This window comes from Pseudomonas sp. AK-TSAG1-1, from assembly GCF_056821665.1.
The window spans coordinates 1704788-1724776 of sequence record NZ_CM165965.1 but is presented as its reverse complement, the minus strand read 5'-3'; the positions used below and the strand labels follow the sequence as shown (position 1 = coordinate 1724776).

Sequence of the window (19989 nt, the reverse complement as noted above, 5' to 3'; positions counted from 1 at the left end):
GATTCGCCTGTACAGATCTGGCAGCACGGACGTGCGCATATCACGCAAAACCAGGGAAGGAATCAAGCAATGGCAGTTATTACTGAACCGCTCCAGAACCAGGCTGACTTGTTGCGTCGTGGCCTGGCGGATCTGCGTACCGAAGACGCCGAACTGGCGGCCATTCTCGATGCTGAAGTCAGGCGCCAACAGCACACGCTTTCGTTGATCTCATCCTCCTGCGCCGTCCAGCCACGCACCTTGGTGGCATCCGCTTCAGTGCTGGTCAACGTGACGGCTGAAGGCATGCCCGGCAAGCGCCACAACGCTGGATGCGAGAATGTCGATCTGGTCGAATCGCTGGCCATCCGCAGGGCTCGGGAACTGTTCGCAGCGCAATACGCCAACGTGCAACCCCACTCGGCGTCGAACGCGGTTTATCAGGTGCTCACAGCCTTGCTTGAGCCTGGCGATACCTTGCTGGGCATGGCGGTGGAACACGGTGGTCATCTGACTCATGGCAGCCTCACCGCGTTTTCCGGCGCCTACTACAAGGCGATCCAGTACGGCACGACATCAGACGGCCTCATCGATTACGACAAGGTACGCCTGCTCGCACTCGCCCATCGCCCACGCATCATTCTCTGCGGCGCCACCGCTTATTCGCGGGCGGTGGACTTCAAGCGGTTTCGCGCAATTGCCGATGAAGCCGGCGCCATCTTGCTCGCCGACATTTCGCATATCGCCGGGCTTGTCGCCACCGGGCGACACCCAAGTCCGATCGAGGCCGCACACGTCACCGTCACGTGCACGCACAAGCAACTCGCCGGGCCTCGCGGCGGCCTGATCCTCAGTGGTGGCGATGCCAACACCAAGATTCCCGGCTTGAGAACCACCTTCAGTCGCCTGCTTGATCAAGCCGTTTATCCGCGAATGCAGGGCGCGCCCGCTGCCAACATGATCGCGGCAAAGGCTGCCGCGCTGGGTTACGCACTGTCCGCAGAATTCGATGCCTGCATGGCGCAGGTCCGCAGTACCGCGGATGAAATGACCAAAGCGTTTCAGGCCCGGGATTATGAAGTGGTCGGCGGTTGCAGTGAAAACCACACGGTTCTGGTTCGTTTGCGTGGCGGTATGACAGGCGCCATAGCGCAGGCGGCGCTGGGGCACTGCGGGATCATCGTCAGCAAACATCGCGTACCCGGCGATCCCCGCTCTTCCCTTGTTACCAGCGGGCTGCGTATCGGCACGGGCGCTCTGGCGCAACGCCGGGTCGATGTCCACGGCAGCCGCCAGATCGTCGATTTGATAGGCCGGATTCTCAGTACTGTGGCGCCGCTCGGTGAGCAGGATTACACACTGGAACCCATACTCCTCGCGCAGTTTCGTTCAGAGGTCGAAACCTTGTGCAGGGACTACCCTCTCGCGGACTGTCTATAGCCTCCGACTGACAGTATTTACACCCATAAAAAACCCGGCACTCAGGCCGGGTTTTGTGTTTCTGCGTCAGCGCTTACTTGGCAGCACCTGCCGCGTGCACGGCCTGCTGTGCACCGCGCTTGTTCTTGATCACGTAGCAGACCCACATGAACACGACCCACACCGGAATCGCGTACACCGAGATCTGGATGCCCGGGATCAACAGCATCACGCAGAGGATGAACGCCACGAACGCCAGGCAGACGTAGTTGCCGTACGGGTACCACAGCGCCTTGAACAGCGGCGTCTGTTTCGTCTTGTTCATGTGCTGGCGGAACTTGAAGTGCGAGAAACTGATCATCGCCCAGTTGATCACCAGTGTCGCAACCACCAGCGACATCAGCAGTTCCAGCGCCTGTTGCGGCATCAGGTAGTTGAGCAGCACGGCCACCAGCGTGACCGCTGCGGACGCGAGGATCGAACGCACCGGCACGCCGCGCTTGTCGATCTTCGACAGCGCCTTCGGCGCATCGCCCTGCTCGGCCATGCCCAGCAGCATGCGGCTGTTGCAGTAGGTGCCGCTGTTGTACACCGACAGTGCCGCAGTCAGGACCACAAAGTTGAGGATATGCGCGGCGGTGTTGCTGCCGAGCATCGAGAACACCTGCACGAACGGGCTGCCGCTGTACGAGTCACCGGATGCATTGAGGGTGGCCAGCAGGCTATCCCATGGGGTCAGCGACAGCAGGATCACCAGTGCGCCGATGTAGAAAATCAGGATCCGGTAGATCACCTGATTGATCGCTTTCGGGATCACGGTCTTCGGTTTGTCGGCTTCGGCTGCGGTAAAACCGAGCATTTCCAGACCGCCAAAGGAGAACATGATGATCGCCATCGCCATCACCAGACCACTGACGCCGTTGGGGAAGAATCCGCCGTGCGACCACAGGTTGCTCACCGAAGCTTGCGGGCCGCCATGGCCGCTGACCAGCAGGTAGCTGCCCAGCGCAATCATGCCGACGATGGCCACGACCTTGATGATCGCGAACCAGAACTCGGCTTCACCGAAGACTTTGACGTTGGCCAGGTTGATCGCGTTGATCAGGACGAAGAACGCCGCTGCAGACACCCAGGTCGGAATGTCCGGCGCCCAGTAGTGAATGTACTTGCCGACTGCGGTCAGCTCCGACATGCCCACCAGAATGTACAGAATCCAGCAGTTCCAGCCCGACAGGAAGCCGGCGAAACCGCCCCAGTACTTGTGCGCAAAATGGCTGAAGGAACCGGCCACCGGCTCTTCGACGATCATCTCGCCGAGCTGGCGCATGATCATGAAGGCGATGAAGCCACAGATGGCATAGCCGAGGATCATCGACGGGCCAGCGGATTTCAGGACCCCGGCAGACCCCAGGAACAATCCGGTACCGATCGCGCCACCGAGGGCGATCAGTTGAATATGGCGATTTTTCAGGCCGCGTTTCAGCTCGCCTGATTGCGAGTTTTGTCCACTCATGAAAAAGGTCTCACGCAAGGTTTGATGATGTTCAGTAGACGTTGCTGCAAGGTTGCGATTTCAAGCAGCCCCGATCAAACCCCAGCGCAGGCACCAGGAGTTCAGCGTTCTTACAACGGTCATGCGTCACCTGTTTGTTTTTATCTGTGACGAAATCGAACCCGACACGCTTGTGACGCGGCGGAGTGAACAAGGCGGATAGCCTTGAGGTTTGCGCGATTACGCAGGGAGTCACAGTAAAACGCGGCGCATTGTACACCGCTAACCCCCTGCTGCCAGACCCCGCTGGATCAGCGTGGCGCTTGCCGGGATTGCGTGGGTCCGCCTCGAGATAATCGGGCGACTGCAAAAAATGAGTCAGGCCTTTGCAGACCATCGACGGGGACGAGCGAAAAATCGCCCCACGGAGAGAAGTGAAGATCCATCACGGCGTTCATTGCGCCTCCTTCTTGTTATGCACCTGCACGACAGGCATGAGGCGCATCTCACCCTTCAAACGTTGCTGAAACAAGCGCGCCAGAGCCTCGCGCAGTGCCCGGCTGATCGGGCTCCGGCAGTTTTTCCTTACAGCGTCGAAAGCGTTGCTGATCCACTGGGTTTTAACGCGCATTCCGTAAATATTTCTTTACGATCCGTAACGTAAATTTTCCATTTCAGAAAAATCCGTAGGACGTCTGCAAATTGACGGTAGCAAGCTTGCTAATGAAAGTGGCTGCTTAGTTTTTTGTTTTCAAATAAGAAAACGCTCGATAAAAAACAGAATAAAAAGTCTATTTAAATTTTAAATAAATAATTTTTTGCATTACAAAACACCCTGAACTAGGTTCTTCACGTCTTGCCGGCCACCTCGACCGGCCAGTCACAACCGTGAAAGTCATCTAGGAGATCGACCATGCAAGCACTGGAAAAAGACTTGGATACCGAACTGCAACTGGACGAATGGTTTGAAGCACCGACCCATGAGGCCGCCGTGGAAATGATGCAAGCCGACGCGGTGGTTCCGTTCGGCACGGCGATGTGGCCTCTGTAAGACATCCCGGGCAGGCACGCTCCGGCCGGTCGTGCCTGCCACTTTCTTCTCGGTCAGTCAGGGAGGACTCATGGATAAGCCCCGCGCGATCTCGCATTTCCTTTACTACCTCGAACATCACCCTGCCCTTGCCGGCCTTGAGTCCGCCAGGGTATTGCTCGGCCACACTGCCGATTATGAAGCGCTGACCGGCGCCATCACCGAACAGGCCGGCGATCATCCGCGTTTTAGCTTCAGCGCCCGTCGGCTGGATCTGGAAAGCACCGTAGCGCTGGCGTCGGCGATTACTGACAGCGATCTGTACATTTTCTTCTACGACTCTTCCACGCTGCCCAACCCGCGTCCCGACGGACCGGAGTTTGTCCGTGCGCTGCAAGGCGTGATGGCGGAAAACTGGAAGAAGTCGCTGCTGTTCAAGGATTACGGCGACTATTTCTACGACACCTTCAGCGTCACCCCGCAACGCATCGCGGGGCTCAACAGCCACTTGATCCAGCGTATGTCCCAGGCCACGACATTGAGCTTCAAGGACGACCACGGCTCATGGTTCGAAACGCCGCTGAGCAGCATCAAGAAGTGGACCGACATCAACGGCGTCGGCAACTTCGACCTGGCCCCCGGCGAAATTGCCACCCACAGTGAAGCCATCAACGGTCATGTGAAATTCAAGGGTACGTTCCTCAGCACCATCCCGTTTGCGCGCAAGTACGGCGTGCTCGAATCGCCGCTGGAACTGTGGATCGAGAACTCGACCATCAGCCGCATCGCCACCGAGGTGCCGGGGCTGGAGCACGATTTCAACAAGTATCTGGACGCCAATCCGTCGAATCGGCGGATTGAGGAGTTGGGGATTGGCACCAACGAAGGCGTGAAGGATTTGTATGCGCGCAATGCCGGGTTCGAGGAGCGGCATTGTGGGTTGCATCTGGGCCTCGGCGGCGGGGCCAAGGGCAGCCATCATCTGGACCTGATTTTTTCCGGCGGGGTGTTGGCGCTGGATGACAAGCCGGTGTTCGATGGGCGGTTTGTGTTTTAGCCTGAAATTTCTTTATTGAGGCCACCGGCCTCTTCGCGAGCAAGCCCGCTCCCACATTGGATCTGTGTCGTACACACCCCTCCTGTGGGAGCGGGCTTGCTCGCGAAGGGGCCGGACCAGGCAGCCCCCATCTTCTTGCAGACGAAAAAAAACGCCAACCCTGCGGTTGGCGTTTTTCATTCAGGCACTCGAGCCGATTACTCAGGCTTCTTGCGCCCAAAACCCGGACGCTGGCCGGAACCGGCCGGTGCGCCGCGGCGCTTGCCCGATGGCTTGTCACCGTCGACCAGTTTGATCCCCGGACGCTTCGGCGCAGGCTTGGCCGGACGCTTGTTGGTGGTGTCCGCTGGACGATCCGCCACTGGCGTACCGCGACCGGCAGGGGCACCACGCTCGCCACGCTCAGTGCGACCGTTGGCTGGGCGCGGAGCGCGCTCGCCATCACGAGCAACCGGCTTGCGGCCCGGACGCTCGCCTTCGATCTGCGGCTCACGGCTCGGGCGTGGGCCGGTCGGCGCGCCAGCCGCTGGACGCAGAGTGCGTACGCGCTCGGTCTTGGCCATCGGCCGCGACGATTTGCGCTGCATACGCTCAAGCTTGTCTTTGCTCTTGGCGTTCAGTTGCGGCATCGCCACAGGCGTCAGACCCACTTCGGAACTCAGCGTGTCGACTTCGTACTGGCTCATTTCGCGCCAGCGGCCCATCGGCAGGTCGGAGTTGAGGAACACCGGACCGAAACGCACGCGCTTCAGACGGCTGACCACCAGACCTTGCGATTCCCACAGACGACGAACCTCACGGTTACGACCTTCCATCACCACGCAGTGATACCAGTGGTTGAAGCCTTCGCCGCCCGGCGCCTGTTGAATGTCGGTGAAACGCGCAGGGCCGTCTTCCAGCACTACGCCAGCCTTCAGGCGTTCGATCATCTCGTCGTCGACTTCACCGCGTACACGCACGGCGTACTCACGGTCCATCTCGTAGGACGGGTGCATCAGGCGGTTGGCCAATTCACCGTCGGTGGTGAACATCAGCAGACCGGTGGTGTTGATGTCGAGACGACCGATGTTGATCCAGCGGCCTTCTTTCGGACGCGGCAGCTTGTCGAACACGGTCGGACGGCCTTCCGGGTCGTCACGGGTGCAGATCTCGCCATCGGGCTTGTTGTACATGATCACGCGGCGGACCGACTCGGCAGCCTCTTCGCGCTTGATCACCTTGCCATCGATGGTGATGGCGTCGTGCATGTCGACGCGCAGACCAAGGGTGGCGTCTTTGCCATTGACCTTGATCCGGCCTTGGCTGATCCAGGACTCCACGTCACGGCGCGAGCCGACGCCGATACGGGCGAGGACTTTCTGCAGCTTTTCGCCTGCTGGGCCGATTTCCTGGTCGTCTTTCTGATTGATGTCACTCATCTGGGCACCTCCCGGTGTGGTCTGTTCAGGCGGCGCCTGAAGCTTTGAAAACTGTTTTTCGGGCGAAGGGATCGCCGAAGGGTCGCGAATCATACGCGGATGTGCGCCATCGCGCATCAGAGACTAGCTGATCAATCGGCAGTTATTTCTTTTTCCGCCGACCGGCGCCACCCAGTTTGATCAGGCGCAGTGCGGCTTCGGCCAGTACGGTGCGCTTGTCGTCCTTGTCGAGTTTCTTCCAGGCGCGGATCTCGCGCTTGCTGCGGCCACAGCCGAGGCAGATGTCATCGTTGAACTTGCAGAGACTGATGCAGGGGTCTTTGCTGGAACTCATCAACATCTCCGGAAAAAACACAAATCCCTTGTAGGAGTGAGCCTGCTCGCGATGGCGGTGTGTCAGGCAAGAAAATGTGAACTGATACACCGCTATCGCGAGCAGGCTCACTCCTACAGGGGGGATGGCGGTGTTCAGGGGATAGTGTTCACTCTTCGAACTCGCGGCGTTCGGCTTCGATGGCTTCGGCCAATGCGCGGGCTTCGGCCTCTTCTTCACTCAGTTCTGGTTCTGGCGCTGGCTGTTCGAGGGCGGCGACAGCAGCCAGGAGTTTTTCCCGGGCTTCGGCAACGCCAAGCACGTCCTCTTCCGGTTCGACTTCAGGCTCAATTTCAACTTCAATTGCCGGCTCGGCCATCTCGGCATCAGGCTCAGTCGGTTGCGCTTCACCGTCCGCCGCATCACGCAACAAATCATCGAAGTCGGTCTTGATCCCCTCCTCCATGCTGTCCAGCTCAAGCAGCAAGGTGTGGAAACTGGTTTCTTCTTTCGGTTCTTCCGGCTCGGCACTGGCGTCGGCCAGCTCTTGCAGGCCCGCAGGCACCGGCGCGTCGTCGAAATCGAGCACCGGTTCGGCTTCCATCTCGCGCAGTTCGGCCAGCGGTGGCAGGTCTTCGAGGTTCTTCAGGTTGAAGTGATCGAGAAACGCCTTGGTGGTGGCGAACATCGCCGGTTTGCCCGGGACGTCGCGGTAACCGACGATGCGGATCCACTCACGCTCGATCAATGTCTTGACGATGTTGGTGTTGACCGCCACACCCCGCACGTCTTCGATCTCGCCCCGGGTGATCGGCTGGCGATAGGCAATCAGCGCCATGGTTTCCAGCAGCGCACGGGAATAGCGCTGTGGGCGCTCTTCCCACAAACGACCGACCCACGGCGAATACTTCTCGCGGATCTGCAAGCGATAGCCGGAGGCAACTTCCTTGAGCTCGAACGCCCGCCCCTCGCAGGACTTGGCCAGCAGGCTCAGGGCTTTCTTGAAGACCGCAGGTTCGGGCCGTTCACCCTCTTCGAACAATTCGAACAGGCGTTCAAGCGATTGCGGTTTTCCCGAGGCCAACAGAAAGGCTTCAAGCAGGGGGGCCAGCTCGCGGGGTTCAGTCAGGTTCATGTTTCGACTCGTTATTCGGCTCGGGCTCGCACGTGGATCGCGGCGAACGGCTCATTCTGCACCAGCTCGACCAAGGATTCCTTGACCAGCTCAAGGATCGCCATAAAGGTCACCACCACGCCGAGGCGACCTTCCTCGGCGGTGAACAGCTCGACAAACGGCACAAAGCCGCCGCCCTTGAGCCGTTCCAGCACATCGCTCATGCGCTCGCGGGTCGACAGCGCCTCGCGGCTGACCTGATGGCTCTCGAACATGTCGCCACGGCGCAGCACCTCGGCCATGGACATCAGAATCTCTTCCAGCGCGACATCCGGCAACAGTTTGCGCGCGCGGGCTTCCGGGGCGTCGAGCCTGGGCACCACCACGTCGCGGCCAACCCGGCTCAAGCCGTCGATGCCTTCGGCGGCAGCCTTGAAGCGTTCGTATTCCTGCAGGCGCCGGATCAGCTCGGCGCGCGGGTCGTCTTCCTCTTCTTCGACGGTTTCGGCTCGCGGCAGAAGCATGCGCGACTTGATCTCGGCCAGCATCGCGGCCATCACCAGGTACTCGGCGGCCAGCTCCAGGCGCACCGACTGCATCAGTTCGACATACCCCATGTACTGGCGAGTGATTTCCGCCACCGGAATGTCGAGGATGTTGATGTTCTGTTTGCGGATCAGGTACAGCAGCAGGTCGAGCGGGCCTTCGAAGGCATCAAGGAACACTTCCAGCGCATCCGGCGGGATGTACAGGTCCAGCGGCATTTCCATGACGGCCTGGCCATAGACCATGGCAAACGGCAGTTCCTGCTGGGCGCCGGCCTGGGGATCGACAACGGTTTCCACTGCGGACATTCAGGCCTCGACCATGAACGGCGCGGGGTCGCCGCAACCGACGCGGATCACTTCCGGGTCGTCGCCGGTCAAGTCGATCACGGTTGACGCTTTGATCCCGCCGAAACCGCCGTCGATGATCAAGTCCACCTGATGTTCAAGCAATTGGCGCATTTCGTACGGATCGCTCAACGGGTCTTCATCGCCGGGCATGATCAGGGTCACGCTCATCAGCGGCTCACCGAGCTCGGCCAGCAAGGCCAGCGCGATGGGATGACTCGGCACCCGCAGGCCGATGGTGCGCTTTTTCGGATGCAGCAGCAGGCGCGGCACTTCGCGGGTGGCATTGAGAATAAAGGTGTAAGGCCCCGGCAGATGGGCCTTGAGAATGCGGAAGGTGCCGGTGTCGATCTTGGCATAGTTGCCCAGTTGCGACAGGTCGCTGCAGATCAGCGCGAAGTTGTGTTTTTCATCGAGCTGACGCAGGCGTCGTACACGCTCGATGGCCGTCTTGTCGCCGATCTGGCAACCGATCGCGTAGGAAGAGTCCGTGGGATAAATCACCACCCCGCCTTTGCGGATGATCTCGACCGCCTGTTTGATCAGGCGCGCTTGCGGGTTTTCCGGATGGATCTGGAAAAATTGACTCACATTTTCTACCTGTTCAGACGGCGGCAATAACTGTGTCATGTTTGAACCGACCCCACAGGGGTGGAAGGTCCTCGGGAACCGGCCGGTACTGGCCGATCTCCGACCAGCCGCCCGGGCCATGAAAATCACTGCCGGCGCTGACCAGCAGACCGAACTCACGGGCAAGGATTGCCAGGCTGCCCACCTGTTCTGCGGGCTGAAAGCCATTGACCACTTCGATCGCATGCCCGCCCGCTTGAATATAGTCGGCAATCAGCTTTCGGCGCTTGCTGCGGGTGAAATCATAGTGCCAAGGATGCGCCAGGCTGACCCACGCCCCGGCGGCGCGCAGGGTGCCGACGGTGTCTTCGAGGGTTGGCCAGTGCAGTTTGACGTCACCCAGCTTGCCGGCGCCGAGCCATTTGCGGAACGCCTCGGCGCGATCCTTTACAAACCCTTCACGCACCATCCAGTCGGCGAAATGCGGACGGGCCGGGGCGTTGCCGCTGTCGCCCAGCTCCTGCTGGACTTGCCGGGCACCGTCGAGGGCACCGGGCATGCCCTTGAGGGCGAGCTTGCGGCTTATTTCTTCGGACCGCAGCCAGCGGCCATCGTGCAATTTGGCGATGGCCTCGACCAGCGGCGCGGCATTGACGTCAAACCCGTAACCCAGCACGTGAATGGTCGCCCCGCCCCAAGTGCAGGACAATTCGACGCCATTGACCAGTTGCATGCCCAATTCGTTGGCGGCGGTGCGCGCTTCGGCGAGGCCTTCGAGGGTGTCGTGGTCGGTCAACGCCAGGACTCGCACGCCGTTCTCGAACGCACGCGCAACCAGAACCGCAGGCGCCAGGGCGCCATCGGAGGCCGTGCTATGGCAGTGCAAATCAACATTCACGGAGAGTTGTAACCTCAAATCAGCTGGCGCTATCGCGCGTCCATATGTTTGTTATTATGCCGCCACATCCAGCTTCTGGCTCTCACTGTGAAACAATTCATCGATTTCATTCCGCTTCTGCTGTTTTTCATCGTTTACAAACTTGATCCACGGGTCGTCGACATCGCTGGCCATGAAGTGACTGTAGGCGGTATCTACAGCGCCACCGCGATGCTCATCATCAGTTCCCTGGTGGTCTACGGCGCACTGTTCATCAAACAGCGCAAGCTGGAAAAGAGCCAATGGCTGACCCTGATCGCCTGCCTGGTGTTCGGCAGCCTGACGCTGGCCTTCCACAGCGAGACCTTCCTGAAATGGAAAGCCCCGGTGGTCAACTGGCTGTTCGCCCTGGCCTTCATCGGCAGCCACTTTATCGGTGACCGCCTGCTGATCAAACGCATCATGGGCCACGCGCTGACCCTGCCGGACCCGGTCTGGACCCGTCTGAACATTGCCTGGATCGCCTTTTTCCTGTTCTGCGGAGCCGCCAACCTGTTCGTGGCGTTCACCTTCCAGAGCATCTGGGTCGACTTCAAGGTGTTCGGCAGCCTGGGCATGACCGTGCTGTTCCTGGTCGGTCAGGGCATCTACCTGTCCCGTCATCTGCACGACGCCGATACCACAACGCCAAAAACCGAGGACTGACATGCTCTACGCAATCATTGCCACCGACGTCGCCAACTCGCTCGAAGCCCGCCTCGCCGCGCGCCCGGCCCATCTGGAACGCCTGCAAGTGCTCAAGGGCGAAGGCCGCATCGTGCTGGCCGGCCCGCACCCGGCGGTCGACAGCAATGATCCGGGCGCTGCGGGTTTCACCGGCAGCCTGATCGTCGCCGAATTCGACTCCCTGAGCGCCGCCCAGGCCTGGGCCGATGCCGATCCGTACATCGCCGCCGGCGTGTACGCCAGCGTGATCGTCAAGCCGTTCAAGCAAGTCCTGCCATAAGGCTATCTCTCCCCTGTGGCGAGGGGGCTTGCCCCCTTTTGGTTGCGCATCAACCCCAAAGCCATCCAGCGCGGTGTACCTGACGCACCGCGCACTGTTATCGACGACTGCCGCGCAGCCGAACGGGGGCAAGCTCCCTCACCACAAAAGCTCCTATGTCCGATACAAGTCTTTCTCCGCACTGAACCTTCCTGACTCTCGCCGCTCTCAATCGCTCATTATTCTCGTTTGCCTGCCGACAACCTGCCCACTATCCATTTGCTAGCAGGAGTCGCAATGCGCAAAGGTCCGTTGTGTCTGATGTGGGTCACGTTGTCGATCATGGCGCCCGCCCATGGTGAGGAAACCACCGAAAGCGGCAGCTCCACGCCATTGTCGTTGAGTGCCGGCAGCCAGATTACCGAGTTGCAGCAACGCCTGAAGGCCAGCGAGCAGCAGCGGGAAGAACTGAACAAACAACTGCAAAATGCCGACAACACCCGCGAAAGCGCCCAGCTTGCCCGGTTGCGTCAGGAGAACCAGCGCCTGAAGCTGCAACTCAAGGAAGCCCAGGCCAGCCCGCTGCCGCGCCTGTTGACCGAACAGCAGCAATGGTTCGTCACGGGCGCCGGGGTAGCGCTATTGGCGCTGCTCTGCGGTATCTTTGCCAGTGGAGCAAGCCGAAAACGTCGGCAATGGCTAAATTGAGTGAGTCATGAGCGAGCTGTTACTGATTGATGATGACCAGGAGTTGTGCGAACTCCTGAGTAGCTGGTTGAGCCAGGAAGGCTTCCAGGTGCGCGCCTGCCACGATGGCCAGAGCGCCCGCAAAGCCCTGGCCGAATCGGCCCCGGCGGCAGTGGTGCTGGACGTGATGCTGCCCGATGGCAGCGGCCTGGAGCTGCTCAAGCAACTGCGCAGCGAACACGCTGATCTGCCGGTGCTGATGCTCTCGGCCCGTGGCGAACCGCTGGATCGCATCCTCGGCCTGGAGCTCGGTGCTGACGACTATCTGGCCAAGCCCTGCGATCCGCGTGAACTCACCGCCCGTCTGCGCGCCGTGCTGCGCCGCAGTCATCCGGCCGCCGTGTCGACCCAGCTCGAACTGGGCGACCTGAGCTTCAGCCCGATGCGCGGCGTGGTCAGTATCGACGAGAAAGAACTGACCCTCACCGTCTCTGAGAGCCGCCTGCTCGAAGCCCTGCTCAAGCAGCCCGGCGAGCCGCTGGACAAACAGGAACTGGCGCAACTGGCCCTCGGCCGCAAGCTGACCCTGTACGACCGCAGCCTCGACATGCACGTCAGCAACCTGCGCAAAAAGATCGGCCCGCACCCCGATGGCCGCCCGCGCATCGTCGCCCTGCGCAGCCGCGGTTACTACTACAGCCTATAAACCTGCCACTGCAGGCCAAGGCCTGCATGGGTGCATTTGTCAGGTTGGCGCTCGAACGTCTTTACCCAAGCTTTACGCAGCGCTGACCGCCGCTGACCTTGATCTCCGTAATCTGTACTCATCCGGAACGTACCGGGAACGAGACAAGGAGATACACCATGCGCAAGACTCTTATCGCTCTGATGTTCGCTGCCGCTCTGCCAACCGTCGCAATGGCCATGCCGCAGGATGGCGGCCCGATGGGTGGCCCGATGGACGGTGCACGCCACGGCGGTCAGATGCACGGCATGCACGGCAAAGGCCCGTACAGCCAACTCGACCTGTCCCGCGAACAGCGCGATCAGATCCGCAAGATCATGGGCGAGCAGATGCACGAGCGTCGCCAGGTGGTCGAGAAGTACCTTGAAAAACTCTCGCCGGCTGACCAGAAAGCCATGAAGGACGAGATGGCGGCCAACCACAAGAAAGCCGAAGCCGACGTGCGTAACCTGCTGAAACCGGATCAACAGAAGAAATTCGACGAGATCCAGAAGAAACAGGCCGAACGCCGTGCCGAGTGGGCCGAGTTCAAGGCGTGGAAAGCGCAACAGCCGCAAAAAGCGCAATAATGCGATAACCCCGGACCCGACGGCTAAATGCCGTCGGGTCTGTTGCCACTCAATCCGAATGTGGGAGCGGGCTTGCTCTCGAATGCGTTGTATCAGACAAAGTAATGTTGACTGACACACCGCATTCGCGAGCAAGCCCGCTCCCACATTGTTGAGATTTTTGTTTGATTGAGGAATTTCTGTGCGCTCATTGTTCTGGCGTATTCTCGCGAGCTTCTGGCTGGCCATTGCACTGGTTGCCGGCTTGTCCATTCTGCTCGGGCACATGCTCAACCAGGACGCGTGGATCCTCAGCCGCCATCCGGGCCTCAACACGCTGGCCGCCGAATGGACGCAAACCTACGAAGCGCAGGGCGAAGACGCCGCGCAGGACATCCTCGAACAGCGCAAACGCCAATATCACATCGACGTCCAAGTGCTGAACGAGAGCGGCGACCCGGTGGTGCGCGGCACCTTCCCGCGCCGCGCCGCCGCGTTCGAAGCCCGGCAGAACAACGATGACCGGCGCCTGCCATGGCGGCGCCTGACCGACGAGTTCACCAGCGAAAAAACCGGCGATACCTACCTGTTCATTTTCCGCATCCCGCACCCGGAACTCGACGCCTGGCACCGCGAAAGCCTGCTCTGGCCCCTGAGTGCGCTGGGCATCGCATTGGTGGTGCTGACCCTGTTCAGCCTGCTGGTGACCTTCTCCATCACCCGCCCGCTCAGCCGTTTGCGCGGCGCGGTGCATGATCTTGGGCAGACCACCTACCAGCAGAACAGCCTGGCGAAACTGGCCAACCGCCGCGATGAATTCGGCGTGCTCGCCACTGACTTCAACCGCATGGGCGCGCGCCTGCAAAGCCTGATCGGCAGCCAGCGCCAGTTGCTGCGCGATGTTTCCCACGAACTGCGCTCACCGCTGGCACGGCTGCGCATTGCGCTGGCACTGGCGGAACGTGCCAGCCCGCAAGAACGCGAAAAACTCTGGCCGCGCCTGACCCGTGAATGTGATCGCCTCGAAGCGCTGATCAGCGAAATCCTCGTACTGGCGCGGGTCGATGCCGACAACGCCAGCGCTGAAGCGGTGGATCTGAACTCGTTGCTCGGCACCTTGCAGAAAGACGCGCAACTCGGCTCGCCGGAACAAACCGTGCGCCTGAACGCCGAGCCTCAGCTGAATCTGACCGGCTGGCCGACCATGATCGAACGCGCCGTCGATAACCTGCTGCGCAACGCCCAACGCTTCAACCCCGAAGGGCAGGCGATCGAAATGCAGGCCTTGCGTCAGGGCGAGCGGATTGTGGTAAGCGTGCGCGATCACGGGCCGGGCGTGCAGACCGAGCATCTGAGCCAGCTGGGCGAACCGTTCTACCGGGCGCCGGGGCAGACCGCGGCCGGGCATGGTCTGGGTCTGGCGATTGCCAAGCGCGCGGCGGAGCGGCATGGCGGGAGTCTGGTGCTGGCCAATCATCCCGACGGCGGGTTTGTGGCCAGTCTGGAGTTGCCGTTGGTGCCAGGTGCCATTGTCCAGCCGTAAAAACCAATGTGGGAGGGGGCTTGCTCCCGAAGGCAGTGCGTCAGGCAACATCATTTTGTCTGATACGCCGCTTTCGGGAGCAAGCCCCCTCCCACATGGACATCAAAGTGTCAGGCCTTGCCGGGCCAGGCGCTGACGAATTCGGCCAGATCTGCCTTCTCGGCCACTCGCGGCTCTTTCTGCGGCGTGCCCAGGTACAGGAATGCAATGACTTCCTCGCCTTCCGCCAGACCCAGGCCCTGGGCGACGTGCTTCGAATACGCCAGATCACCCGTGCGCCACACCGCACCAATCCCCTGCGCGTACGCCGCCAGCAGGATCCCGTGGGCGGCACAGCCGGCCGCGAGCAATTGCTCGGACTTCGGATACTTGACGTGGTCCTGCAGTTTCGCGATCACCACCACCACCAGCGGCGCCCGCAGCGGACCGTTGCGCGCCTTGTCGATCATCGCTTCGGTGACTTCGCCGTCCTGCATCTGCGCCGCTTCGGCCAGTAACTCGCCCATCTGCTCGCGCGCCGCGCCTTCGACAGTCAGGAAACGATACGGCTGCAGGTGGCCGTGATCCGGTGCACGCAGGGCCGCACCGAACAGGGCTTCGCGCTGCTGCGCGGTGGGGGCCGGTTCGACCAGTCGTGGAACGGAAACACGGTTGAGCAACGCGTCGAGAGCCTGCATCGGCCACCTCCTGAGAAAAATGTGCGGCTATTCTAGCGGTATCTGCTCACCGGGTGCCGGTTTACATGCCTGCCTCCACGGGTAGAATGGCGCCCTTCTTACCTCAGCCCGAGCGGACTTCATGGCGTTGCCGACCTTACGGATCATTGGTTTCATCATCGGCATCTTCCTGATCACCCTGGCCATCGCCATGGTCGTGCCCATGGCCACCCTGGTGATTTTCGAGCGCACCGGCGATCTGCCGTCGTTCCTCTGGGCAAGCATGATCACCTTCCTTGCCGGCCTTGCCCTAGTGATCCCCGGACGCCCCGAACACATCCACCTGCGCCCGCGCGACATGTACCTGCTGACCGTCAGCAGCTGGCTGGTGGTGTGCATTTTTGCCGCGCTGCCGTTCCTGCTGACCCAGCACATCAGCTACACCGATTCGTTCTTCGAAAGCATGTCCGGCATCACCGCCACCGGCTCGACCGTGCTCAGCGGGCTGGACACCATGTCGCCAGGCATCCTGATGTGGCGCTCGCTGCTGCACTGGCTGGGCGGTATCGGCTTCATCGGCATGGCGGTGGCGATTCTGCCACTGCTGCGCATCGGGGGCATGCGCCTGTTCCAGACCGAATCGTCCGACCGCTCGGAAAAGGTCATGCCGCGTTCGCACATGGTGGCGCGGCTGATCGTGGCGGCGTATGTCGGCATCACCATCCTCGGCAGCCTGGCGTTCTGGTGGGCCGGGATGAGTCCGTTCGATGCGATCAACCACGCGATGTCGGCGATTTCCACCGGCGGTTTCTCGACCTCCGACCAGTCGCTGGCGAAGTGGACCCAACCAGCGGTGCACTGGGTGGCGGTGGTGATCATGATCCTCGGCAGCCTGCCGTTCACGCTGTATGTGGCGACCATGCGCGGCAACCGCAAGGCGCTGATCCGCGATCAGCAGGTGCAGGGTTTGCTCGGCATGTTGCTGGTGACCTGGCTGGTGCTCGGCACCTGGTACTGGTGGACCACCAATCTGCACTGGCTGGATGCACTGCGGCATGTGGCGCTGAACGTGACGTCGGTGGTCACCACCACCGGTTTTGCCCTGGGCGACTACAGCCTGTGGGGCAACTTCTCGCTGATGCTGTTTTTCTATCTGGGTTTTGTTGGCGGGTGCTCCGGCTCGACCGCGGGCGGGATCAAGATTTTCCGTTTCCAGGTTGCCTACATCCTGCTCAAGGCCAACCTTAACCAGTTGATTCACCCGCGCGCGGTGATCAAGCAGAAGTACAACGGCCACCGTCTCGACGAAGAGATCGTGCGTTCGATTCTGACCTTTTCCTTCTTCTTCGCCATCACCATCTGCGTGATCGCCCTGCTGCTGTCGCTGCTCGGCGTCGACTGGATGACTGCGCTCACCGGCGCCGCCAGCACCGTGTCCGGCGTCGGCCCGGGCCTGGGCGAGACCATCGGCCCGGCGGGCAACTTCGCCACCCTGCCGGATGCGGCCAAGTGGATCCTGTCGTTCGGCATGCTGCTCGGCCGACTGGAGATCATTACGGTGTTTGTACTGTGTATTCCGGCCTTTTGGCGTCACTGATCGGCGCTTGCAGCAGCCGCGCCCGGTAATCGCCGGGCGTGGTGTCGAACCAGCGGCGGAAGGCGCGGAAGAAGTTGCTCGGATCGGCAAACCCCAGCAGATAGGCAATCTCCAGCAGGGTCATGCCTGGCTGCGCCAGATACTGCTCGGCCAGCTCGCGGCGAGTGTCATCGAGCAACTGTTGAAAACTTGTGCCCTCCTCCTGTAATCGCCGCTGCAAGGTGCGCTGCGACAAATGCAGGGTCTGCGCCACGGTATCGCGCTTGGGTTCACCCTGAGGCAATAAACGACACAACACCTGCCGCGCCTTGTGGGTCACGCGACTTTCAGAGAACCGCGCCAGGTATTCCCCGGCAAACCGGTCGTGCAGCAGCGCCATGGCTTCGTTGGCGGTGGGCAGCGGTGCCTCCATGTCGGCGCGCTCGAAGATCAACGCATCGTACGGCGCGTTGAACATCAGCGGCGCATGAAAGGCTTGTTTGTAGGGCTGCAGATCATCGGGCTCATCGCCCTGAAACAACACTTTGACCGGGTGCAGCGTGCGCCCGGTGAGCCAGCCGCACAGGCCCAGCGCACAGGCCAGCGAAGCTTCGGCGCTCTGTCGGGTCGGCGGCAGATGATCGCCATGCACCGTCAGAATCAGCGCATAGCCTTCCTCGATCAGACGAAAACTCAGGTCGGCACTTTCAGCGATGATCCGCTGATAACGCACCAGGCGTTGAAAGCCTTCGGCCAGGGTGTTGCTCGACATCAGCGCGTAGCCGGCGACATGGAACGACGCCGGGCGCACCACCTTGCCCATGTTCAGGCCGATCGCCGGGTTACCGGACAACTCGACTGCCCGCTGCCAGAGTCGGGTCATGGAATCTTGCGGGAAGCGCGCATCCGGATCGTCCAGGGCGGCGTAATCGAGCCCCAGCTGCTTGAACAGTACCCGGCAATCCAGGCCGTCCATCTCCAATGCTTTGACAATCCCCATCGCCCAGCTTGCAGAAGTCGTTCGTTCGCTCATGGCGTTATTCTTTTACATGATGGATCGCCTGTGACGACCCGATTTGCGAAGGATACTAAAGTGGCGCCCATTGTCACTGGCTGTTGTCAGTGTTCACTCTAGACTCAAATAAGCTACCCGCCGAACAACTTGCCGTCAGAACAATAACCACAGAGATCGCGGTCGTGGAAAACATCAAGCAATTCAATACCTTCGCTGAGTTCTATCCGTATTACCTCAGCGAACACAGCAACAGCACCTGCCGTCGGCTGCATTTCATTGGCACCACGCTGGTGATATTCATTCTGGCCATGACCATCGCCAAGGGCGCCTGGCTGCTGTTGCTCGCCTTGCCGCTGGCCGGTTACAGCTTTGCCTGGGTCGGGCATTTCTTCTTTGAAAAGAACCGCCCGGCGACCTTCCAGCATCCGCTGTACAGCCTGCTCGGCGACTTCGTCATGTACCGCGACATGATTCTTGGCCGCGTGGCGTTCTGAACCCCAAGACACCTGGAGGCTGGCCGATGAACGCCAATGCCCGTTTCACCCACATGCAGGATGGCACGCAGGAAGACTGGGCGATCATCGCTGCGGACTTCAGCGCCTACGCCCGGCAACTGCCGTCCCGGATCGTCGCGCACCTGAAGTTGCTCGAAGGCGATTTCGGCGGCTTCCCGGTGGATCGCCTGACCCACTCGCTGCAAACCGCGACCCGCGCCTATCGCGATGGGCGTGATGAGGAATACGTGGTGTGTGCGTTACTGCATGACATCGGCGACACCCTCGGTTCCTACAACCATCCGGACATCGCTGCAGCGATACTCAAGCCGTTCGTCAGTGCCGAGAACCTGTGGATGGTCGAGAAGCACGGCATCTTCCAGGGCTACTACTTCTTTCATCACCTGGGCATGGATCGGCACCTGCGCGAGCAATTCGCCGCGCATCCGCAGTATCAGGCCACGGCGCAGTTCTGCGCCAAGTACGATGCGGCGGCGTTCGACCCGGCGTATGACACCCTGCCGCTGAGCTTCTTCGAGCCGATGATGGAGCGGCTGTTTGCGCAGCCCAGACATTCGATCTACAAGGCGGCAATGGAAGAACACAATCCGGCTTGATGACTGCCACCGTTGAAAAATGTGGGAGGGGGCTCGCTCCCGAAGACGGTGTGTCAGATAAACATGTAATGACTGATACACCGCCTTCGGGAGCAAGTCCCCTCCCACAGGAGATCTCTGGTGTCTAGGCGATCTCGGCCACTTTGGCAGCCTTCAGCTCTGCCTCCCGCGCCTGCGCATCCGCCAGTCGATACAACTCGATCGTGCCGTCCCAGTGCTCGATCAACGCCGTGCACGACTCCACCCAATCACCACAGTTGAGGTAGTCCACCTCGCCGACCTTGCGGATCTCGGCATGGTGAATGTGCCCACAGACTACGCCGTGCAGCTCGCGTTTGACGCATTCGTGGGCAATGGCTTCTTCGAAGTCGCTGATGAAGCTCACCGCCGTCTTGACCTTGTGCTTGAGGTACGCCGACAGCGACCAGTAACCGTAGCCGTAGCGGGCGCGCCAGTGATTGAGCCAGCGATTGAGCGTCAGGGTGAATTCGTAGGCCGAATCGCCGAGAAACGCCAGCCAGCGGTGATAACGGGTGATGACGTCGAACTGGTCGCCGTGAATCACCAGCAGGTGCCGGCCATCCGCCGTGACGTGTACCGCCTCGTCGACCAACTGAATGTTGCCCAGGATCAGTTTCGAATAACGGCGCAGAAACTCGTCGTGGTTGCCGGTGACGTAGATCACCTCGGTGCCGCGTTTGCTCATGGTCAGCAGGCGGCGGATCACGTTGGTGTGCGCCTGCGGCCAGTACATGCCGCCGCGCAGCTTCCAGCCGTCGATGATGTCACCGACCAGGTAGATCTTGTCGGCGTGGTAGCCCTTGAGAAATTGCGACAAGTGCTCGGCCTGGCAATCCCGCGTGCCCAAATGCACGTCGGAAATCCACAGGGTACGCACCCGTTGTTTACGGCTGGGTCTGGCGAGCTCGGCGCTGGTCATGGGCAACCCTCTGCGATGTTT

23 protein-coding genes are annotated in these 19989 nt (G+C 60.8%); 12 read left to right on the top strand and 11 right to left on the bottom strand.

Translation table 11 applies throughout. From position 1 onward, the window contains the following. Window positions 1-69: 69 nt before the first annotated feature. Window positions 70-1419, top strand: a complete 1350-nt coding sequence (locus tag AC1UK9_RS07885) for a serine hydroxymethyltransferase (protein ID WP_482579803.1) — start codon at window positions 70-72, stop codon at window positions 1417-1419. A gap of 73 nt (window positions 1420-1492) precedes the next feature. Here AC1UK9_RS07885 and AC1UK9_RS07880 read toward each other — a convergent pair whose 3' ends face one another. Together AC1UK9_RS07880 and AC1UK9_RS07875 are read right to left on the bottom strand one after the other, a co-directional pair. Then, window positions 1493-2911 (bottom strand): amino acid permease, encoded by a 1419-nt coding sequence (locus AC1UK9_RS07880; RefSeq protein WP_482579802.1) that lies wholly within the window; start codon window positions 2909-2911, stop codon window positions 1493-1495. A gap of 433 nt (window positions 2912-3344) precedes the next feature. Next, the gene (locus tag AC1UK9_RS07875; protein ID WP_157836071.1) at window positions 3345-3521 is read right to left on the bottom strand and encodes a hypothetical protein; all 177 of its coding nucleotides are present in this window, start codon (window positions 3519-3521) and stop codon (window positions 3345-3347) included. A gap of 282 nt (window positions 3522-3803) precedes the next feature. On the opposite strand from AC1UK9_RS07875, the gene AC1UK9_RS07870 reads away from it, so the two are divergent. Both AC1UK9_RS07870 and AC1UK9_RS07865 read left to right on the top strand, forming a co-directional pair. Beyond that, on the top strand, window positions 3804-3941 hold the full coding sequence (locus tag AC1UK9_RS07870) for a hypothetical protein (protein ID WP_003222780.1): 138 nt from the start codon (window positions 3804-3806) through the stop codon (window positions 3939-3941). A 70-nt stretch (window positions 3942-4011) separates the two neighbouring features. Next, on the top strand, window positions 4012-4977 hold the full coding sequence (locus AC1UK9_RS07865; protein ID WP_473014811.1) for a M29 family metallopeptidase: 966 nt from the start codon (window positions 4012-4014) through the stop codon (window positions 4975-4977). A gap of 197 nt (window positions 4978-5174) precedes the next feature. Here AC1UK9_RS07865 and rluB read toward each other — a convergent pair whose 3' ends face one another. The 6 genes from rluB to AC1UK9_RS07835 all read right to left on the bottom strand — a co-directional run bounded on the left by rluB (window position 5175) and on the right by AC1UK9_RS07835 (window position 10183). Then, the gene (gene rluB / locus AC1UK9_RS07860) at window positions 5175-6395 is read right to left on the bottom strand and encodes a 23S rRNA pseudouridine(2605) synthase RluB (RefSeq protein ID WP_025110557.1); all 1221 of its coding nucleotides are present in this window, start codon (window positions 6393-6395) and stop codon (window positions 5175-5177) included. Window positions 6396-6537: 142 nt separating this feature from the next. Continuing rightward, window positions 6538-6729, bottom strand: a complete 192-nt coding sequence (locus AC1UK9_RS07855) for a DUF1289 domain-containing protein (RefSeq protein ID WP_473014810.1) — start codon at window positions 6727-6729, stop codon at window positions 6538-6540. Window positions 6730-6877: 148 nt separating this feature from the next. Beyond that, window positions 6878-7843, bottom strand: coding sequence for an SMC-Scp complex subunit ScpB (gene scpB / locus AC1UK9_RS07850; protein WP_473014809.1), 966 nt, complete (start codon window positions 7841-7843; stop codon window positions 6878-6880). 11 nt (window positions 7844-7854) lie between these two features. Beyond that, entirely contained in the window at window positions 7855-8553 is a 699-nt protein-coding gene (locus AC1UK9_RS07845; protein WP_177327337.1) for a segregation and condensation protein A, read from the bottom strand. A 123-nt stretch (window positions 8554-8676) separates the two neighbouring features. After that, the gene (locus tag AC1UK9_RS07840) at window positions 8677-9306 is read right to left on the bottom strand and encodes an L-threonylcarbamoyladenylate synthase (RefSeq protein WP_007966016.1); all 630 of its coding nucleotides are present in this window, start codon (window positions 9304-9306) and stop codon (window positions 8677-8679) included. Between the two features lie 13 nt (window positions 9307-9319). Further along, complete coding sequence (locus AC1UK9_RS07835) at window positions 9320-10183, bottom strand: PHP domain-containing protein (RefSeq protein ID WP_473014808.1); 864 nt, start codon at window positions 10181-10183, stop codon at window positions 9320-9322. Between the two features lie 87 nt (window positions 10184-10270). Between AC1UK9_RS07835 and AC1UK9_RS07830 the strand changes: the two genes are divergently transcribed. From AC1UK9_RS07830 to AC1UK9_RS07805, 6 genes are all read left to right on the top strand, one after another. Beyond that, complete coding sequence (locus tag AC1UK9_RS07830) at window positions 10271-10867, top strand: septation protein A (protein WP_027613975.1); 597 nt, start codon at window positions 10271-10273, stop codon at window positions 10865-10867. A 1-nt stretch (window position 10868) separates the two neighbouring features. Next, window positions 10869-11168 carry a YciI family protein gene (locus AC1UK9_RS07825; protein ID WP_025110562.1) on the top strand — a complete coding sequence of 100 codons (300 nt, stop codon included), beginning with the start codon at window positions 10869-10871 and terminating at the stop codon, window positions 11166-11168. A gap of 276 nt (window positions 11169-11444) precedes the next feature. After that, window positions 11445-11855, top strand: a complete 411-nt coding sequence (locus tag AC1UK9_RS07820) for an SH3 domain-containing protein (protein ID WP_025110563.1) — start codon at window positions 11445-11447, stop codon at window positions 11853-11855. Window positions 11856-11862: 7 nt separating this feature from the next. Beyond that, complete coding sequence (locus AC1UK9_RS07815) at window positions 11863-12540, top strand: response regulator transcription factor (RefSeq protein WP_025110564.1); 678 nt, start codon at window positions 11863-11865, stop codon at window positions 12538-12540. A 158-nt stretch (window positions 12541-12698) separates the two neighbouring features. Further along, entirely contained in the window at window positions 12699-13148 is a 450-nt protein-coding gene (locus AC1UK9_RS07810) for an LTXXQ domain protein (protein WP_473014806.1), read from the top strand. Window positions 13149-13329: 181 nt separating this feature from the next. Next, window positions 13330-14670: a sensor histidine kinase gene (locus AC1UK9_RS07805; RefSeq protein ID WP_473014805.1), complete on the top strand. Its 1341-nt coding sequence runs from the start codon at window positions 13330-13332 to the stop codon at window positions 14668-14670. Window positions 14671-14780: 110 nt separating this feature from the next. On the opposite strand, the gene AC1UK9_RS07800 is transcribed toward AC1UK9_RS07805, so the two are convergent. After that, complete coding sequence (locus tag AC1UK9_RS07800) at window positions 14781-15347, bottom strand: nitroreductase family protein (RefSeq protein ID WP_025110567.1); 567 nt, start codon at window positions 15345-15347, stop codon at window positions 14781-14783. A gap of 121 nt (window positions 15348-15468) precedes the next feature. On the opposite strand from AC1UK9_RS07800, the gene AC1UK9_RS07795 reads away from it, so the two are divergent. After that, the gene (locus AC1UK9_RS07795) at window positions 15469-16923 is read left to right on the top strand and encodes a TrkH family potassium uptake protein (RefSeq protein WP_025110568.1); all 1455 of its coding nucleotides are present in this window, start codon (window positions 15469-15471) and stop codon (window positions 16921-16923) included. Here the strand turns inward: AC1UK9_RS07795 and AC1UK9_RS07790 are convergent. After that, complete coding sequence (locus AC1UK9_RS07790) at window positions 16880-17935, bottom strand: AraC family transcriptional regulator (protein WP_218187649.1); 1056 nt, start codon at window positions 17933-17935, stop codon at window positions 16880-16882. The two genes, AC1UK9_RS07795 and AC1UK9_RS07790, sit on opposite strands and share 44 nt — an antisense overlap. A 164-nt stretch (window positions 17936-18099) precedes the next feature. On the opposite strand from AC1UK9_RS07790, the gene AC1UK9_RS07785 reads away from it, so the two are divergent. Beyond that, window positions 18100-18411, top strand: a complete 312-nt coding sequence (locus AC1UK9_RS07785; protein ID WP_025110570.1) for an Mpo1-like protein — start codon at window positions 18100-18102, stop codon at window positions 18409-18411. Between the two features lie 26 nt (window positions 18412-18437). Beyond that, a complete protein-coding gene (locus AC1UK9_RS07780) occupies window positions 18438-19028 on the top strand; it encodes an HD domain-containing protein (RefSeq protein WP_025110571.1) in 591 nt (196 codons plus the stop codon). 124 nt (window positions 19029-19152) lie between these two features. On the opposite strand, the gene AC1UK9_RS07775 is transcribed toward AC1UK9_RS07780, so the two are convergent. Continuing rightward, window positions 19153-19968: a UDP-2,3-diacylglucosamine diphosphatase gene (locus AC1UK9_RS07775; RefSeq protein ID WP_025110572.1), complete on the bottom strand. Its 816-nt coding sequence runs from the start codon at window positions 19966-19968 to the stop codon at window positions 19153-19155. Window positions 19969-19989 lie beyond the last annotated feature (21 nt).

Excerpts from the sequence above, each read along its gene's own strand:
- AC1UK9_RS07885 (WP_482579803.1), top strand. The coding sequence starts at position 70 with ATGGCAGTTATTACTGAACCGCTCCAGAACCAGGCTGACTTGTTGCGT.
- AC1UK9_RS07880 (WP_482579802.1), bottom strand. The coding sequence starts at position 2,911 with ATGAGTGGACAAAACTCGCAATCAGGCGAGCTGAAACGCGGCCTGAAA.
- AC1UK9_RS07875 (WP_157836071.1), bottom strand. The coding sequence starts at position 3,521 with ATGCGCGTTAAAACCCAGTGGATCAGCAACGCTTTCGACGCTGTAAGG.
- AC1UK9_RS07870 (WP_003222780.1), top strand. The coding sequence starts at position 3,804 with ATGCAAGCACTGGAAAAAGACTTGGATACCGAACTGCAACTGGACGAA.
- AC1UK9_RS07865 (WP_473014811.1), top strand. The coding sequence starts at position 4,012 with ATGGATAAGCCCCGCGCGATCTCGCATTTCCTTTACTACCTCGAACAT.
- rluB (WP_025110557.1), bottom strand. The coding sequence starts at position 6,395 with ATGAGTGACATCAATCAGAAAGACGACCAGGAAATCGGCCCAGCAGGC.
- AC1UK9_RS07855 (WP_473014810.1), bottom strand. The coding sequence starts at position 6,729 with ATGAGTTCCAGCAAAGACCCCTGCATCAGTCTCTGCAAGTTCAACGAT.
- scpB (WP_473014809.1), bottom strand. The coding sequence starts at position 7,843 with ATGAACCTGACTGAACCCCGCGAGCTGGCCCCCCTGCTTGAAGCCTTT.
- AC1UK9_RS07825 (WP_025110562.1), top strand. The coding sequence starts at position 10,869 with ATGCTCTACGCAATCATTGCCACCGACGTCGCCAACTCGCTCGAAGCC.
- AC1UK9_RS07820 (WP_025110563.1), top strand. The coding sequence starts at position 11,445 with ATGCGCAAAGGTCCGTTGTGTCTGATGTGGGTCACGTTGTCGATCATG.
- AC1UK9_RS07815 (WP_025110564.1), top strand. The coding sequence starts at position 11,863 with ATGAGCGAGCTGTTACTGATTGATGATGACCAGGAGTTGTGCGAACTC.
- AC1UK9_RS07810 (WP_473014806.1), top strand. The coding sequence starts at position 12,699 with ATGCGCAAGACTCTTATCGCTCTGATGTTCGCTGCCGCTCTGCCAACC.
- AC1UK9_RS07800 (WP_025110567.1), bottom strand. The coding sequence starts at position 15,347 with ATGCAGGCTCTCGACGCGTTGCTCAACCGTGTTTCCGTTCCACGACTG.
- AC1UK9_RS07795 (WP_025110568.1), top strand. The coding sequence starts at position 15,469 with ATGGCGTTGCCGACCTTACGGATCATTGGTTTCATCATCGGCATCTTC.
- AC1UK9_RS07790 (WP_218187649.1), bottom strand. The coding sequence starts at position 17,935 with ATGAGCGAACGAACGACTTCTGCAAGCTGGGCGATGGGGATTGTCAAA.
- AC1UK9_RS07780 (WP_025110571.1), top strand. The coding sequence starts at position 18,438 with ATGAACGCCAATGCCCGTTTCACCCACATGCAGGATGGCACGCAGGAA.
- AC1UK9_RS07775 (WP_025110572.1), bottom strand. The coding sequence starts at position 19,968 with ATGACCAGCGCCGAGCTCGCCAGACCCAGCCGTAAACAACGGGTGCGT.